The organism is Paracnuella aquatica (genome assembly GCF_003332885.2).
GTDB lineage: Bacteria > Bacteroidota > Bacteroidia > Chitinophagales > Chitinophagaceae > Flavisolibacter > Flavisolibacter aquaticus.
Genome location: NZ_QOWJ01000001.1, coordinates 602,861 through 618,839, shown reverse-complemented (window position 1 = coordinate 618,839; position 15,979 = coordinate 602,861). Strand labels below are relative to the sequence as shown.

The 15,979-nt window shown below is 48.6% G+C and carries 13 protein-coding genes and 1 tRNA gene; 8 read left to right on the top strand and 6 right to left on the bottom strand.

Annotated elements, in window-relative coordinates; genetic code table 11:
- Positions 1-18: 18 nt before the first annotated feature.
- Positions 19-801 (bottom strand): universal stress protein, encoded by a 783-nt coding sequence (locus DRJ53_RS02715; RefSeq protein WP_114234023.1) that lies wholly within the window; start codon positions 799-801, stop codon positions 19-21.
- A 219-nt stretch (positions 802-1,020) separates the two neighbouring features.
- On the opposite strand from DRJ53_RS02715, the gene smc reads away from it, so the two are divergent.
- From smc to DRJ53_RS02700, 3 genes are all read left to right on the top strand, one after another.
- Positions 1,021-4,542 carry a chromosome segregation protein SMC gene (smc, locus tag DRJ53_RS02710; protein WP_114234022.1) on the top strand — a complete coding sequence of 1,174 codons (3,522 nt, stop codon included), beginning with the start codon at positions 1,021-1,023 and terminating at the stop codon, positions 4,540-4,542.
- A 68-nt stretch (positions 4,543-4,610) separates the two neighbouring features.
- Complete coding sequence (locus DRJ53_RS02705; RefSeq protein ID WP_114234021.1) at positions 4,611-4,940, top strand: DMT family protein; 330 nt, start codon at positions 4,611-4,613, stop codon at positions 4,938-4,940.
- A gap of 92 nt (positions 4,941-5,032) precedes the next feature.
- Positions 5,033-5,623: a peroxiredoxin-like family protein gene (locus tag DRJ53_RS02700; protein ID WP_114234020.1), complete on the top strand. Its 591-nt coding sequence runs from the start codon at positions 5,033-5,035 to the stop codon at positions 5,621-5,623.
- 52 nt (positions 5,624-5,675) lie between these two features.
- Here DRJ53_RS02700 and DRJ53_RS02695 read toward each other — a convergent pair whose 3' ends face one another.
- Both DRJ53_RS02695 and msrA read right to left on the bottom strand, forming a co-directional pair.
- On the bottom strand, positions 5,676-6,725 hold the full coding sequence (locus DRJ53_RS02695) for a WD40/YVTN/BNR-like repeat-containing protein (protein ID WP_114234019.1): 1,050 nt from the start codon (positions 6,723-6,725) through the stop codon (positions 5,676-5,678).
- 132 nt (positions 6,726-6,857) lie between these two features.
- Positions 6,858-7,427 (bottom strand): peptide-methionine (S)-S-oxide reductase MsrA, encoded by a 570-nt coding sequence (msrA, locus tag DRJ53_RS02690; RefSeq protein ID WP_241558434.1) that lies wholly within the window; start codon positions 7,425-7,427, stop codon positions 6,858-6,860.
- A gap of 378 nt (positions 7,428-7,805) precedes the next feature.
- Between msrA and DRJ53_RS02685 the strand changes: the two genes are divergently transcribed.
- Complete coding sequence (locus DRJ53_RS02685) at positions 7,806-9,917, top strand: endonuclease MutS2 (protein WP_114234018.1); 2,112 nt, start codon at positions 7,806-7,808, stop codon at positions 9,915-9,917.
- Positions 9,918-10,199: 282 nt separating this feature from the next.
- On the opposite strand, the gene DRJ53_RS02680 is transcribed toward DRJ53_RS02685, so the two are convergent.
- Entirely contained in the window at positions 10,200-10,634 is a 435-nt protein-coding gene (locus tag DRJ53_RS02680; RefSeq protein WP_114234017.1) for a CBS domain-containing protein, read from the bottom strand.
- A 122-nt stretch (positions 10,635-10,756) separates the two neighbouring features.
- Here DRJ53_RS02680 and DRJ53_RS02675 point away from each other — a divergent pair.
- Positions 10,757-10,844: transfer RNA gene (locus DRJ53_RS02675), tRNA-Ser, on the top strand.
- Here DRJ53_RS02675 and DRJ53_RS02670 read toward each other — a convergent pair.
- Together DRJ53_RS02670 and DRJ53_RS02665 are read right to left on the bottom strand one after the other, a co-directional pair.
- Positions 10,807-11,055 carry a hypothetical protein gene (locus tag DRJ53_RS02670; protein ID WP_123893314.1) on the bottom strand — a complete coding sequence of 83 codons (249 nt, stop codon included), beginning with the start codon at positions 11,053-11,055 and terminating at the stop codon, positions 10,807-10,809. The genes DRJ53_RS02675 and DRJ53_RS02670 overlap by 38 nt on opposite strands.
- Before the next feature lie 201 nt (positions 11,056-11,256).
- Positions 11,257-12,147, bottom strand: a complete 891-nt coding sequence (locus tag DRJ53_RS02665) for an AraC family transcriptional regulator (RefSeq protein WP_114234015.1) — start codon at positions 12,145-12,147, stop codon at positions 11,257-11,259.
- Between the two features lie 214 nt (positions 12,148-12,361).
- Between DRJ53_RS02665 and DRJ53_RS02660 the strand changes: the two genes are divergently transcribed.
- The 3 genes from DRJ53_RS02660 to DRJ53_RS02650 are packed head-to-tail and all read left to right on the top strand — an operon-like array spanning position 12,362 to position 15,936.
- Positions 12,362-13,726 (top strand): TolC family protein, encoded by a 1,365-nt coding sequence (locus DRJ53_RS02660; RefSeq protein WP_114234014.1) that lies wholly within the window; start codon positions 12,362-12,364, stop codon positions 13,724-13,726.
- Between the two features lie 13 nt (positions 13,727-13,739).
- Positions 13,740-14,717, top strand: a complete 978-nt coding sequence (locus DRJ53_RS02655) for an HlyD family secretion protein (protein WP_114234013.1) — start codon at positions 13,740-13,742, stop codon at positions 14,715-14,717.
- 49 nt (positions 14,718-14,766) lie between these two features.
- Entirely contained in the window at positions 14,767-15,936 is a 1,170-nt protein-coding gene (locus DRJ53_RS02650; RefSeq protein WP_114234012.1) for an ABC transporter permease, read from the top strand.
- Positions 15,937-15,979: the final 43 nt, after the last annotated feature.

The window sequence follows — 15,979 nt, the reverse complement described above, 5'->3', positions numbered from 1 at the left end:
GGGCCAATCGGTATAAAATTACTCGTGGGCAGCTAAAATAGGAACAGTGCTTTCGTAGGCCAGCTTGCGGGTAGTGCTCGTTTTGTAAAACGAAGCAAACAGGTTGCGCTGCCGCGGCACCGTGATGAGCATGTCAATATTTTTATCCATCACAAATGTTTGGATGGTTTCTTCAACATTGTAAGTGCCGATAAAATAAAACTCGGGGTTGAATTCGCGGAACATTTCAACCAGCAGTCCGCGCTGCTCCAGGTATTCCTCGGTCAGCGACACGTAATGCTCGCTGTTTACGTTCACAATATGCAGCGAAGGGCGGAACAATTCCAAAGTCCGCTTAATGGGCACGTGTGGAATAGAATGGCGCACATCGTGAAAATCGGAAGTAAGGGCCACGTTGGTTACCTTGGTAAACTGAGCTGCGGGCGGCACAATGAGCACTGGGCATACGTTCCGCTCCACCATTTTCAACGTGTTAGACCCAAAAAACACCTGCTCCAGGCGGCTTTTCCCCGTAATACCCATCACAACCAGGCCGGCGCTGAAATGGCGGGCCAGGCGCTCCAGGCTGTTGATAAAATCAGAATTCAGCTCGCAGCGGGTTTCAATTTTTACGGCTCCCTGCGACTGCATTTCGCTTTTCAGGAGGTCCATATTCGCCTGTGCATCTGCCTCATCGGCCGCCTTATCATATACATGGTACAGGATTAGCGTATTGTCGTAAGTGCCGTGCAGCATGCGAACGGCATAGTTGGCAGCATTGTTTGCGGTAGCGGAAAAATCGGTAGGAACAATAATGGTCATGTGTTTCTTTTTTCAAATGGCGGTTCAATATAGGGATTAAAGCGGTAACGTTGAGTTGAAGCAGGTCACGGTGGAAAACTAGACGGGTCGTTAGTTGAAAGTACAATGCAAATTTCGGCAACCTGCATCGATGGAATTTAGCGCCGGTCCCCAAAAGTTAAAACAACGACTCTATTTACCCTTTGGCCTATATTTGCCCGTTCCAAAAAAATAGCATTAGTGCGACTAAAGTCACTTGAAATAAAAGGTTTTAAAAGTTTTGCGGATAAAACCTTCGTCAGCTTCGACGAGAACATCACCGGCATTGTTGGGCCCAACGGCTGCGGCAAAAGCAACATCATCGACAGCATTCGCTGGGTGATTGGCGAACAAAAGATCAGCCAGCTGCGATCGGAAAACCTCGACAGCCTGGTGTTTAACGGCTCAAAAACACGCAGCGCCAGCGGCCTGGCGGAGGTGAGCATTACTTTTGAAAACACCAAGAACCTGCTGCCCACCGAATTCAGCACCATCACCATTACCCGCAAATTTTTCAAAAGCGGCGAAAGTGAATATCGGCTGAATGATGTGCAATGCCGGCTCAAGGACATCCAAAACCTATTCATGGATACGGGTGTGTCTACCGATTCTTACGCCATCATCGAGCTGGGCATGGTGGATGATTTGATAAAAGACAAAGACAATAGCCGCCGCCGGATGCTGGAACAGGCTGCCGGCATCTCCATTTACAAGACGAGGAAAAAAGAAGCGAAACAAAAACTCGATGCCACGGAGCAGGATCTGGCCCGGATTGAAGACCTCTTATTTGAAATCAACAACCAGCTGAAAACGCTTGAAAATCAGGCTAAAAAGGCACAGAAGTGGCACGAGATAAAAAAGGAATATCGTGAGGTCAGCATTGAATTAGCCAAGGCCGCTTTGGAAGGTTTCAACCTCACTTATAAAGATTTAAATGAACAGCACGACCGTGAAGGCGACAAACGCATAGCACTGGAAGCGGAGATTGCCACCGCCGAAGCGGCATTGGAATCGGACAAAGTGGGCTTTGTGGAAAGGGAGCGCCAGCTGCATGCCATGCAGGCGCAGTTCAATGAATTGGTGCAGGGTGTGCGCACCAGGGAAAACGAAAAGAACCTGGCGGCGCAGCGCCTCGAATATTTAAAAGAACGCCAAGGCGGCATCCAGCAATTTCTGGAGCGGGCCGGCAGTCAGGTGAGCGGCCTCGAAGAAAGCATCCGTTTTACCCAAACACAACTCACCGACGAAGAAGCGGCATTGGAAGGCATCTCCGACCAAATCGAAGAGTTGCGGGCCCAGGTGGATGAAAAACGGGCAGTGCTGGATGAAAACCGGTCGCAGCTGAACCACCTGCGTACCGCCTACCAGCAGGTGCAGCGCAGCCAGTTTGATGCAGAGAAAAAAGTGGCCGTAGCCGATACTTCCATTCAAAACCTCTTGCGCACCATCCACCAGATTGAAGAAGAGCGGGATCAGCGGACGATGCAAATTGAAAGCCTGGAAGCGGAGCGCATTTCCAAAGAAAAGCAATTGTCGGAAAAAGGCGCAGAGCTTGAAGCCCTGCACGAACACCAGGCACGGACAAAGGAGCAGATCTTGCAAACACAAGGCGCTCTGGAAAGCCTCCGGGCCAACCTGGCCGCGGAAAACCGCATTCTGGATGCTCGGCGCAACGAGCACGACCTGTTGAAAAGCCTGGTGGATAAGATGGAAGGTTACCCGGAAAGTGTAAAATTTTTGCACAACAATGGGGGCTGGAACCACCAGGCGCCCATTTTATCCGACATTATTTATGTAAAAGAAGAATACCGCGCAGCGGTTGAAAACGTGCTGGAGCCTTACCTCAACTACTACGTGGTGGAGAACCTGGCCGAAGGCATGCAAGCCGTGCACCTGCTGGAAGGCGCTAAAAAAGGCAAAGCCAATTTCTTTTTACTCGATAAAGTAAAAGCGGCAGATGCTGCGGGCCACCAACCGGGCGGCACTACGCCGGCGATGGACGTGATTGAAGTAGATGAGCAATACCGCCCGTTGGCGCAACAGCTATTGGGCAATGTTTTTATTGCCAACGACGAAGGCGCATTGGCCGAAAGCAACGGCTCGGTGATCTTGGAAAAAACCGGCAAATACGTAAAAGGCGAGTTTACACTCAGTGGCGGCAGTGTAGGTCTTTTTGAAGGTAAAAAAATTGGCCGGGCAAAGAACCTGGAAAAGTTGCGCGAACAAATTGAGGCGCAGAAAACGGTGGTGGCTGGTCTCACGTCACAAATCCAGGCAAGGCAGCAGGAAGTGTTGGAATACAACGCCAACTTGAAGGAAGGCCAGATCCGGGAGCTGGAACGCGAACTACAACAAATGAATAACGCCGTTTTTGGCCTCCAAAACAAAGCCGAAAACTTGCAGCATGCCCAAAGCCAGGGCCGCCGCCGGCTCGAGGATTTGAACCTGCAACTGGAGCAAACACATGGCTCGATCGATGGCGTTCGTTCGGAACTGAAATCGCTGAGCAGCCAACTGAGCGGCTTTGCCGAACAATTGCAGGATGCGGAAAGCCAGTACCGAAGTTTTGAACAGCAATACAACGAAATCAACGCATTATATAACGAAAGCAACTTGCGCATCACCCGCCAGCAAAGCAAGGTGGCCGGGCTTAAGCAGGAGTTGCAGTTTAAAACCAACCAGCTCACCGACCTGAACGCACAGGTGCAAAGCAATACGGCGCAATTGGGCGAAACGACTGCCAACATCGAAGAATCGGCGGCCAAGCTGAAAGAGGTGGAAGAAGCCCTAATTGAACTGATGCGCCGCCGCGAACAGGAGCAACAGGCACTCAACGAAACCGACCAGGCATTTTATGTGCTGCGCAACGAATTAAATTCACGTGAGACAGCCCTGCGCCAGCGCACCAAAGAAAAAGATGCACTGGAGCAGCTGCTTTCGGGCATCAAGGAAAAGCTGACTGACCTGAAACTGCAACTGGCTGGAATGAAAGAGCGGCTGAAGGTGGAATTCCGGGTGGTGCTGGAAGATATTTTAGACGAGCCACGAACCTCAGATACACCGGCAGAAGAACTGCAGGAGCGGGCCGACCGGATGAAAAAGCGACTCGAAAACCTGGGCGAAGTAAACCCGACGGCCATTGAAGCGTACGAGGAAATGAAAAAGCGCTACGACTTCATCGTAGAGCAGCGCGACGACCTGGTAAGTGCCAAAGAAAGCCTGCTGCAAACCATAGCGGAAGTGGAAACCACCGCCAACCAAAAGTTCCTCGACACGTTTAACGTGGTGCGGGAAAATTTCCATAAGGTATTTAAAGCCCTGTTTACCGAAGACGACCAGTGCGACCTGATCCTGGAAAACCCGGACAACCTGGCGGAAACCGGCATCGACATCATGGCAAAGCCAAAAGGCAAGCGACCGGCCAGCATTGGTCAATTGAGCGGCGGCGAACGTACGCTTACCGCCACGGCGCTGCTGTTTGCCATTTACCTCATCAAGCCGGCGCCGTTTTGTATCCTCGATGAGGTGGACGCACCGCTGGACGATGCCAACGTGGGCAAATTCACCAAAATGATCCGCGAGTTTTCGGCCAATTCGCAGTTCATCATTGTAACGCACAACAAAACCACCATGAGTACGGTGGATGTTATTTATGGCGTAACCATGCAGGAACCCGGCGTTAGCAAGTTGGTGCCGGTGGATTTCCGTAGCCTGAATAATTAATACCGCATCGTAAAAACGGTGGTGCTTCGGCGCCAACAGTTCGATGATTTAGTCAAAATTGCACCAGCATGCGCACCATTATTTTATTGGTGATCTCCAACATATTCATGACCTACGCCTGGTACTACCACCTCAAACAGGACGGCTGGCCGTTATGGAAAGCCATTTTAATCAGCTGGGGTATTGCTTTTTTTGAATACTGCCTGATGGTGCCTGCCAACAGGTTGGGATATTCGGGCGGGTTCAATGCTTTTCAACTGAAAATTGTGCAGGAGCTGATTACCCTCGTGGTGTTTGCAGCCTTTGCCATGTATGTGCTGAAGGAGCCTTTCCACATGAAATACGTGTATGCTTTCCTGTTGCTGCTGGCGGCGGTGTGGGTTATGTTCCGTAAATAGCTCGGCATCGCACTTTTCATTCTGTTAATTCCGCGGGACTACACGCTGTTATTGCGCAGCCAAGGCTATTTTTATAAAGCAATAACAGCACGATGAAAAAACTGATGACCTTTATTGCCGTAGTGGCTGCTTGTTTTACTTTATCTGCGCAAGGTAAACCGGAAGGTTTGTTCATCAATTCAAAAGCACCGGAGTTTAAGGGCAAGGACCAAAGCGGCATGGAGATAAGCCTCCGCGAATTGCGGAAAAAAGGACCGGTGGTGGTGATGTTTTACCGCGGCAACTGGTGCCCATACTGCAACCGCCACCTCGCTAAAATGCAGGACTCGCTGCAAATGATCGTCGACAAAGGAGCCACTTTGGTAGCCATTACCCCGGAGCAATCGGCCGGTGTGGCACAGTCGATCGAGAAAACAAAAGCCATGTATTCCATTCTTTCCGACGAGGAAATGAAGATTGCCAAGGCTTATAAAGTGGCTTACGATGTGGACGAACGCACCACCACCCGGTATAAAAATGCGGGCATCGACCTGCTGCAGACCAACGGGCAAAAAGGCAAAGCCCAATTGCCGGTGCCTGCTGTCTACATTATCAACAAAGACGGCTCGATCACTTACCGCTTTTTTGAAGAAGATTACAAAAAACGGCCTTCAGTGCGGGAACTCTTAGACGAGATAAAATAGGGGAACATTTAGCTATAAATATTTTGCCCAAAAGCCTGCGGCAGCCCAATGCTTAAAATTTGGGTTGCGCAGGTTTTTGTTCTTTGGTGTAGTCCAGCTTAGCAATTTTGCCGTTACCGCCACACAAAAACACGGCGCTGCCGTTCTTGGCAATCCGCACTGCATGAAAACCTTCATCGGAAATGCCCTTCCAGGTTTGGCCGCCATCGGTTGAATAATCAACACCGGTTGGTCCGCAGGTAACCAAATGTTTCTTAGAAAGATACTCCACGGCACTGCGGTAACCCCGCGGGCCTTTGCGCGGCGCTTTCCAGCTGGCGCCGCGGTCGGTGCTGATGAAGCAGTTCAGCGAATCGGACGAAGGTTTGGTAAAATCGCCGCCCACCACAATCATAGTATTGCCGCCTTTACGGCTGTTTTTATCTTGCACTGCCACCGAGTTGGCGCCGGTTGTTTCGCCGCCTTGTACCAGCGGCAGCGTGATTTTCTGATCGCGGATAAACACTTGCGATTTCGTTCCGCCGGAAACCATCACCGCTTCGTCTTTATCCAACACCCGCACATTGGTGCCGCTCGATGCAAAAAATGCTTCACCTTGTGCAACGGTTGGTTTATTGGCTTCGGGCAGTTCTTTCCAGGTGTTGCCGTTGTCAAATGTGCGGGCCACAAACACTTTACCGTTGATGGGGTCGCCAATCACGATGCCTGCTTGGTCGTTCCAAAACTCCATCGCGTCGAGAAACATACCCGGCGTTTTATTTTCATAAACCGATTTCCATGTTTGCCCGCCATCCACTGTTTTTAAAATATATGCAGGTGCATCAATAGCCATAATAATGGCCGTGGTAGCGTCAAACGCTTCAATGTCGCGAAAGTCGCGTTGCTCAAAACCCTTTACCACCAACCATTTCCAGGTTTTACCACCATCGGTGCTGCGGGCAACGGTGCCGTTGGAGCCGCTGACCCAAACCACCCGGTCGTTTACCACGCTGATGCCGCGCAGGCTGGTTTTGGTGCCCGAGGTCAGCACTGTTACTTCCGGTTTTTGTTGGGCAAATGTGGTGGCTGCCACCAGCAACAGGCAAAGGGTCAACGTTTTCATCAGTGTAGTTTGCACAGCAATTTACGGGATGTTTGTTTAGACAAAATGGTGGTGGGGTTTTCGTGTACACAGCAAGGCTAGCGGCAACGATTTTTTTACAGCAATAAAAAAGGAGGCCGGAGCCTCCTTTAATCAATGCGTTTTTAATTTACTTGCAAACACCTTTTGAAACTTTTCCAACTTGGGCCGGATCACTACGGCGCAGTAGGGGTTGGTGTTTTTATTGTTGTAATAATATTCCTGGTGGTAATCTTCGGCCGGGTAAAACTTTGCCGCTGCTGCAATTTCCGTGACAATAGGTTTTGGAAAAGCACCGCTCTTCTGCAGTTCGGTTTTATAATGTTCTGCTTTTTGCTTCTGCGTATCGTTGTGGTAAAAAATGGCGCTGCGGTATTGCGTGCCTACATCGGCACCCTGGCGATTGAGGGTAGTGGGGTCGTGCACCTGCCAAAACACCTCCAGTAATTCGTCGTAAGAAATTTTGTCGGGCTCGTATTGGATTTGTACACATTCGGCATGCCCGGTTTCGCCGGTGCATACTTCCTTGTAGCTTGGATTTTCAACATGCCCGCCCGAGTAACCCGAGGTTACTTTCAACACCCCGTTGAGTTGCTCGAATATTGCCTCGGTACACCAAAAACAACCGGTGCCAAAAGTCGCCGTGTCAGTTTGTTCAGTCATGTGTATCAGGGATGAACTCATCGCATTGTATTTGTTCTCCGACGTGCAGGAAAAAAAACTGATCGCCAAAAGCGTGGCAAAGGTCATTTTCATCATGAGATGATTTGAAATACAAATATCCAATTCTATATGGTGCCGGAAATTAAGCAAAAAACACTTTAACAGTTGGTTGTGGCTACCTTTTACACTTTTTTAGGACAATGCTTTTAACAGTTAAAACCTTGATGCCGCTCTTATAGGATAAATAACAGCCGCATTTACTATGAAACGGCCGCCGGGTTTATCTTTGCAGACCTTATTTAAAGGAACAAAGAGGTGGGCAGACAGGAGTGGACATGTAGCAGTAAAAACACTTTATGCCGCACCTGATGTAAAAAGCAATAGCACGAGAAACACTAAATGAAGTTATTTCCAGAATCGGCCGCTGTACAACTTGAATTTGATAAAGTAAAAGAGTTGCTGCATGCCAAATGCCGCTCGGAGTATGCCCGCAACAAATCGAAGGAGCTGCGCATCCATACCCGGAAGGATTTTATTGAACGCGAATTAAAACAAACGCACCAGTTCAGGCAACTGCTGCAAAATGGCATTTATTTTCCCAACGATTATATACTTAACCTCTCAAAAGATTTAAAGCTTTTGGGCATTCCGGGTGCTGTACTTAGCGGCGAACAGTTGGTGGGGCTGCGCAAATTGGCGCTGAGCCTCGAAGCCATTTTCCGTTGGTTTGATAAAGAGCGCCGCGAATCGTACGATGCGCTGACGTTGGTGATCGAAGGCACATATTACGAAAAGGCGGTGTTGCAACTGATTGATGAAGTGGTGGACGAAACCGGCGTGGTAAAAGACAGTGCATCGGCAGAGTTGCAGGACATTCGTATGGGGCTGTACCGCAAACGCAACGATCTGCGCCGCATGTTCGACCGCATTGTGGGCAAGCTGAATAAGCTTGGTTACCTGTCGGAAATTGAAGAAAGCTTTATGAACGGCCGCAGGGTGGTGGCGGTTTATGCCGAGCAAAAACGCACCGTTAAAGGCATCATTCATGGCGAAAGCGACAGCCGTCGCACGTCATTTATTGAACCCGAAGAAACCATCGAACTCAATAACGATATATACGAATTGGAAAGCGCCGAACGCAAGGAAGTGTACCGCATTCTGCGCGAACTAACGAGCCGAATGGCCATATATGCACCCTTGCTCACCACCTACCACAACATTGTGGGTGAGTATGATTTTATACGTGCAAAAGCATCATTCGGTATTGAAATAAAAGCCGAGTACCCTGTGCTGACCGATAAGGCACATATCCACCTGGTGCGGGCATACCATCCGCTGTTGTTTTTATACAATTTGCGCAGCGGCAAAACGACGATCCCAACCGATTTGACACTCGATGCAGCGAATCGCATCCTTGTGATCAGCGGACCGAACGCTGGTGGTAAAACGGTAACGATGAAAACGGTGGGCCTGCTCCAGATCATGGTGCAGAGCGGGCTGCTGGTGCCGGTGCATCCAAGCTCTGAGTTTGGCATTTTCAAACAATTGATGATCCATATTGGCGACACGCAAAGTTTGGAGTTTGAGTTGAGTACCTACAGCAGCCATCTCCTGAGCATGAAAGAATTCATGCAATCGGCCAACGGCAAAACGCTGTTCTTTATCGATGAATTGGGCAGTGGTTCCGACCCAAACTTAGGCGGCGCATTTGCCGAAGTGATCCTCGAAGAACTGGCACGTAAACACGCCATGGGCATTGTTACCACGCACTACCTCAACCTGAAAGTGATGGCCAACAAAACGCCGGGTATTTTGAACGGTGCCATGCAGTTTGACGAACAAAGCCTGATGCCATTGTATAAACTTACGGTGGGCAAACCGGGTAGTTCGTATACCTTCGCCATTGCACAGCGCATTGGCCTGGAAAAACGCCTCATCGACCGGGCACGGCAGCTGGTTGATGAAGACCATTTTAAATTGGATAAGCTACTCAATCGCACCGAACAGGATTTGCGGCAGGTGGAACAAAAACAAAAAGAACTGAACGGGCTGCTGAAAGAAAACGACCGTTTGAAAAAGGAAATGGAAGTGTTGATGAATAAGGAAAAACACCGCCAGCAGGTTGAATTGTTGAAGCAGCAAAACCGCATTACCGAAGACCGCATCGTTTACCTGAAAGACATGGAGCGAAAGTTGCGGCAAGTGGTGCTCGACTGGCGCAAAGCGGAAACATCGGAAGACAAGCGGGAGCTGATGAAGCAATTGCAGGCTTTATTGTTTAAACAAAAACAACAGCAAAGCGCTGAAAAAGTAAAAAAGAAGATCAACTCGAAATACCAGGAAGTTGGCGGTGAAATTATCCCCGGCGCTAAAGTGTGGATGAAGAAAGCGCACAAAGTAGGAGAGGTGAAAGAACTGCGCGGGAAAAAGGCTATCGTTCAGTTGGGCATCATTCCCATCACTGTTGATTTGGATGACTTGGTTGTGGTTAAAGAGAAAGAGGTGGAATAGCGGCATCGCGATTTTTTAAATTGAAAGGCTTCTCGATTTTAAGGGTTGTCATGCCGCATTTGTTTTGGCATCTCCTAAGTTTTTAGGGGACGAAACGAATAAGCGTTAACCTTTTGTCAAGATCACTTGTCCGGAAGGAGATGCCGAAAGGAGTTCGGCATGACACGGTATCCTCGAAATAGGGCATTCATTTTTAGCATCAACTACAATCACTTTACGCCATAAAAGAAAAGGACCTGCAGATCATGTGCAGGTCCTTTTCTTTTATTAAAACAGTTGCTATTATCTTCCAGAGTGCATATAATCTTTCAATGACGAAATGGTTTCAGCCTGCGCCGAAATCGTTTCTCTTACCACATCGTTCATCGAAACAATGCCGCACAATTCGCCGCCATCATATACCGGCAGGTAGCGGATATTCAAATCCGACATCAGTTGCATGCAATGCTCAATCGAATCGCGGGGCGAAACCGCTGGAAAACTGGTCGACATAATTTCTTCCACCAGCGTATCGGTTGACGACTTTCCATTCAAAATCACTTTACGCGAATAGTCGCGTTCCGTCATAATGCCCAATAACTGGTTGTGCTCAATTACCATTACCGACCCGATGTTTTGTTCTGCCATAATGCGGAGCGCCTCCAGCACCGAAGTTTGTGGGCCAACTGCTGTTGTAGTACTGCCTTTACGCCGTAATATTTGGGCAACGCTTCTCATACTGAATAAAATTTAGGTATTGTGATTTGGAATTTACGACATTAAGCAGTGCGGCACAACAAAGTTTAAAAACTGCAGTGAAAAATTTTTGTCATCAGGCGCGGTTCTCCTATTTTCGCGCCGGAGAGATGGCAGAGCGGTCGATTGCGGCGGTCTTGAAAACCGTTGACTGTTAAAGGTCCGGGGGTTCGAATCCCTCTCTCTCCGCCAAAACAAAACAGGCCCCGATTCGATCGGGGCCTGTTTTGTTATACAGCCTTCGGTGCAAAGCTTGTTGTACAAATGAAATGGTATAATAAAAAGCGAGGCCATCCTTTTGTTTCAAGTTTCCGTTATCGATCAATGCATCTAATGCCCCGCTTGCCGCCGCACCGTGACAAACCGAGATAAAACTGATTGACCCTGATTTCACTTCGGCCAAACTTAAGTTTGGCATCCCAATACACCTTACGAATGCGTTCACTTCATGGGTTCGAGATGGCCGTTTATTGGTTATTGGAAATTTGCTTTAAAAACATGTCTTGTGCAGGAAAGAAAGCCTGCCTCATTCGGAAATGGCAAAAAGATTACAGAAGTTAAGTGCTGGTTTTGCAATTTAATTCGGGATTCTCGCTGCGCTTGTCTACACCGGCACGCCCCTCCGGTAGTCAGAAGGGGAAATACCCACCTGCTTTTTGAAAAACTTGCCAAACGATGACTGGTCCGGAAAGCTGAGTTCATTGGCCACCTGTTGCACCGATAAGTCCGGATTTTGCAACAGGGCCTGTGCTTCCACAGCAAGGGCCGCATCTATCCATTCGCTGGCCGTTCGGCCAGTTGTTCCTTTTACCGTTTCAGATAAATATTTAGGGGTTACGTATAGTTTGCCGGCATAAAACCGCACACCGTGTTCCTGCCTGAAATGACGGAACAGGAGCTCGTGAAATTTGGTGTTGAGCTCCTCTTTGCGGCTTTGCTTTTTTTGCACCTGTTGAAAATGCAATTGGTACGCCCCTTCAAAATCGTGCAGCAACGCCATCAGCAGGTTGCCTGTAATTTCTTTGCGAAAGGGGTGCGTCGTTTCCTGAAAGCGTTGCCAGATATAGATAAACAGTGTCTGCAACTGCATCGCTTCGGCGGGTTGGAGGTGTACTACTGGTACGGCAGCCACCCTAGCAAACTGGAACCTGTCCAACACATGCGGGTTGATATAATTAGCCGTGAGGAAACGAGGGGAGAAAACAATAAAACGGCAGCGAAAATCCGCACTGGTTTCCAGCACTTTCAGTACCGGGTGCGGCGTGGTAATGATCATGGAATGGGCGCCACCTTCATACACCGTTAAGTTAATCTCCATCTTTATGTTTCCCTGCGTGCAGATGCCAATCAGGTAACCATCCACGTGCATGGGCACATCGTGCATACGGAGGTAATGTTGTTCGTCGGATACCAAAAAATCATGGGTGCTCCATTCAAATTGGTAAACTTCTTTGAGGTGCGCAATCGTGATATCGGTAAGCTTTGGCAGCGACATACCCAAAAATACGAACGTGTAGTGAACGCTTTGCGGGTTCAGTTGTTAGGCCACGAATACCCTGGCTGTTCTCACCCATCATTCCTATTGATCCTTACCCTCGATTCCTTTTTGTTCTCATTTTGACCAACCTACCCGAAGAACAGACGAAATAACGGCCAGCTAGAATATCAATTTTGTACCTGTTTACATTCTTAATCATTAAAGAATAAACATGAAGCGCAAAAAAATTCTAACCGGGTTATTGGTGTTGCTCAGCACTTTGTCGCAGGCCCAACAGTTTGATGAGGCACTTCGCCATCTCGTACACATGGCCTACGGCAAAAGTGACACCATTCAATTGAACAACATCCGGGTGCAGCAGGCAAAAATTGAAGAACAAACGACCCGCTATAACTATCTGCCCCGGTTATCGGCAAATGCAACCTACACCCGCTTGAATGATGATATTCTTTTTCCGCAGGATATGCAGTCGCTCCTGTTGGGTACACAGCGCCTGTTGATAAAAGAAGGAGCGGGCCTTCCTTTCAACAGCCAGTTACCGCCTTCGGTAAAGCTGCAACCCGTACCAGCTATTCAGCAGAAGGATATTTTTAAAATTACGGGCAACATGCAGTGGGTATTGTTCAGTGGCTTCAAAATAGAGAACGGTATCAGGGCGTACCAGCACCAGCAAAAAGCGCTGGCTTACGGCAATGAAAAAAAGCAGGCAGGATTGCTGCTGGATATCGCAGACCTCTACGACAAGCTGGCCTTGCTTTATGCATCGGACAGCGTAATCAAAAGCTCCGATGCGTTGCTTGATCAGCAACGTAGGTTTGTCGAAGGCGCTATCAAAAACGGTTTGGCCACCCCGATAGAACGGAAGAAAATTGAACTGGCCCAACAAAAACTGCAACTACGTATTATAGAAAACGATGGTAACCGCCTTACACTGGTGGAACGTTTGCACCAGCTTACCGGCATTGAATTTACTACACTAAATGGTCTGCAGCCAAGGTTGCAGCCCATGCTGCTCGCCAACGATACGGCCGTAGCGGAACGCTCCGAAATCAAGTCGCTCAACGAAGCCATTGCGGCTACCCACTATAAGGAAAAGGCGGAACGAAGTGAATACATTCCCAAGGTGGCCGCTTTTGCCCAATACGAATTTCGCAAACAAGACCTGTCACTTCTTGACCCCAGGTGGTACGCAGGTTTACGTTTGCAATGGAGCCTGTTCGATGGCTTTACGGCACGCAATAATGCACGTAAAGTAGCACTTGATCGCCATGCTTTTGAAGTGCAAAAACAAAGCGCAGAAGACCTTATTCAATTGGGAAAAGCAAAAGCCGGGCATGAATTACGTACGGCCAACCAGCGTATTACCATGTTGAAGGCACAGGTGGCGCTGTCGGATGAGTCGCTCGAATTTGTTTCTAAGCAATACAAAAACGGGCTTACGACCATAACTGAATTGCTGAATGCGCTGAACGACCTTGAAAAAGCCCGATTTGATCTGCAGCAGGCTTATTACGAACAGCGCCGGGCCAGCTTGCAGTTGCTCCATGTAAATGGAACCTTGTTGGAAAATTTTTAAAACTTGATTGATCATGAAATACAGTTCTCGACTCATGGCTGCCTTTCCGCTTTTGTTGCTCATGTCATGTAGTGATCAAAAAACTGCCACCAACGGCAGCATCGAAAACCAGGGAAAAGTAAAACAGGAAACAGTATCGGTGGTGCCCAAAGTTGCCGGCCGCATTTTGCAGATCAATGTCAGCGAAGGACAATCCGTACAGAAAGGCGATACACTGGCTGTGCTGGACGTGCCGGAGATTGGCGCCAAACTGGAGCAGGCCGACGGTGCCATCGAAAGCGCACAGGGCCAGTTGAACCTTGCGCTGAATGGTGCCACCGCCGACCAGGTGGCGCAGGTGCAAGGGCAAATTGACGCAGCCGATGCACAGCTGCAATTTGCCAAAGAGTCCTACCAGCGCATGAGCAACATGTACGCCGACTCGCTAATTTCCGCACAACAGTTTGATGAGGTGCGCAGCAAGTACAGGGCAGCGCAGGCCCAGGTTCGGGCACTGCAAGCAAAAAAGAGGGAAGTGCAAAAAGGTGCACGACCCGAAAATATCCAGGCAGCCCGCGGACAGGTACAACGGGCTTCTGGCGCTAAAAACGAATTGTTGCAGGCAGAGAAAGAACGTTATATCACTGCTCCCGCCGATATGGTAATTGAAAGCATCGCTTTGAAACAAGGGGAGCTGGCTACGCCGGGCTACACCATTTTCAACGGGTTTCAAACCGGCACCACATACTTCCGTTTTACGGTGAGTGAATCAAAGATTAATGCGTTCGGGTTGAACCAGCAAGTTACGGTTAAAGTGCCTTTTACGGATAAAACTATTGCAGCCAAAGTAGCGAGTGTACGACAACTGCCGAAGTATGCAGAAAACACCAGCACATCACCTAACTATAAACTGGGAGAAAGCATTTTTGAATTGAAGGTAGTACCCCTGAATATAGAAGATGCATCCGGATTATATACAAACGCTACCGTGTTACTCGATCAAAAACAATAAACGACATAGCCAATTACATAAGCTGGCTTTGATTATAAACAATTCCGGAATGAAACAATTTATTCGTTTACTGGGCGTGGAGTTCCGACGCATCTTTTCAAACAGTGTGCTGGTAGCCATTTTCTTTGGCGCACCGATCCTTTACGGCGTCATGTTTGCCAACGTGTATAAAAAAGGCAAGCTTACCGATATGCCTGTTGTGGTGATTGATGAAGACAACTCGCCACTATCAGGCAAAATCATCGATGCCCTTGGCGACAACGAGGCATTGCTGGTAACGAAGGTGCAATATGCACCGGATAATATTGCCGAAGAAATGCCCTCCAAAGAATACGTAGCCATTCTTACCATTCCCGATGGCTTTGAAGCGGCCGTGCTGCAAAAGCGGTATCCGGAAGTGCAGGTGGATATTAACCTGGCCAACCTGGTGCCGGCCAATTTTGCCACACGGGCCATACAAACCGTATTGGGCACCATCAGTGCAGGCGTTGAAATTGAAGGCCTGAAAAAAGCCGGTGCCGACCCGGCTACTGCTGCGCAGCGATACGAGCCGTTCAGAGTAAATTACAACAGGATGTACAATCCCGCATCCAATTATATGGAGCTGATGATGCCGGGAATTCTAGGCACGATCATGCAGCAGGTGTTGTTTTTAGGATTGGCGCTTGTATTTGCCCGTGATTTTGAGGATGGATATTTCAACAAGCTGGCAGCTGCCAGCCAATGGTCGCTGTACCATATTGTGCTAAAAGCTTTACCCTTTGTTTTACTTAGTATTGTAATGTGGCTGATTGTGGGCAGCTTTTATCCATTATTTGGCATCGCTATCCCGGTATTTACCTGGCCAATGGTTTTGCTGGTAAGCATATTTACACTGGCCTGCATGTTTATTGGCATGTTGTTTTCGCTGGCCATACCCAGCCAGTTAAAAGCCACCGAATTGCTGATGGTGCTGGCCACGCCTTCCTTCTTACTTAGCGGTTACACATGGCCGATAGAAGCCATGCCCCGGCTCATACAGCAGTTTTCCAATTTGTTACCGTTGACGCATTTCCTGCAGGCCTTCCGGCGCATTGCTATTTACCGCGGAACCGTGGCAGATATTCATACGCAGTTAATGGCGCTGATTTGGATCAGCTGCTTTTGTTTTTTGCTGATGACAATTTTGTTACAGGTAAAAATTTACAGGCAACGAAAGCAGGCTGCGCTGGTGAATTAATAACCGTTTGCACCGCCCTTTACATATTCACGCTAAAAACAAA

Coding starts and splice junctions, on each gene's coding strand:
- DRJ53_RS02715 (WP_114234023.1), bottom strand. CDS start 801: ATGACCATTATTGTTCCTACCGATTTTTCCGCTACCGCAAACAATGCT.
- DRJ53_RS02705 (WP_114234021.1), top strand. CDS start 4,611: ATGCGCACCATTATTTTATTGGTGATCTCCAACATATTCATGACCTAC.
- DRJ53_RS02700 (WP_114234020.1), top strand. CDS start 5,033: ATGAAAAAACTGATGACCTTTATTGCCGTAGTGGCTGCTTGTTTTACT.
- DRJ53_RS02695 (WP_114234019.1), bottom strand. CDS start 6,725: ATGAAAACGTTGACCCTTTGCCTGTTGCTGGTGGCAGCCACCACATTT.
- msrA (WP_241558434.1), bottom strand. CDS start 7,427: ATGAGTTCATCCCTGATACACATGACTGAACAAACTGACACGGCGACT.
- DRJ53_RS02685 (WP_114234018.1), top strand. CDS start 7,806: ATGAAGTTATTTCCAGAATCGGCCGCTGTACAACTTGAATTTGATAAA.
- DRJ53_RS02680 (WP_114234017.1), bottom strand. CDS start 10,634: ATGAGAAGCGTTGCCCAAATATTACGGCGTAAAGGCAGTACTACAACA.
- DRJ53_RS02665 (WP_114234015.1), bottom strand. CDS start 12,147: ATGTCGCTGCCAAAGCTTACCGATATCACGATTGCGCACCTCAAAGAA.
- DRJ53_RS02660 (WP_114234014.1), top strand. CDS start 12,362: ATGAAGCGCAAAAAAATTCTAACCGGGTTATTGGTGTTGCTCAGCACT.
- DRJ53_RS02655 (WP_114234013.1), top strand. CDS start 13,740: ATGAAATACAGTTCTCGACTCATGGCTGCCTTTCCGCTTTTGTTGCTC.
- DRJ53_RS02650 (WP_114234012.1), top strand. CDS start 14,767: ATGAAACAATTTATTCGTTTACTGGGCGTGGAGTTCCGACGCATCTTT.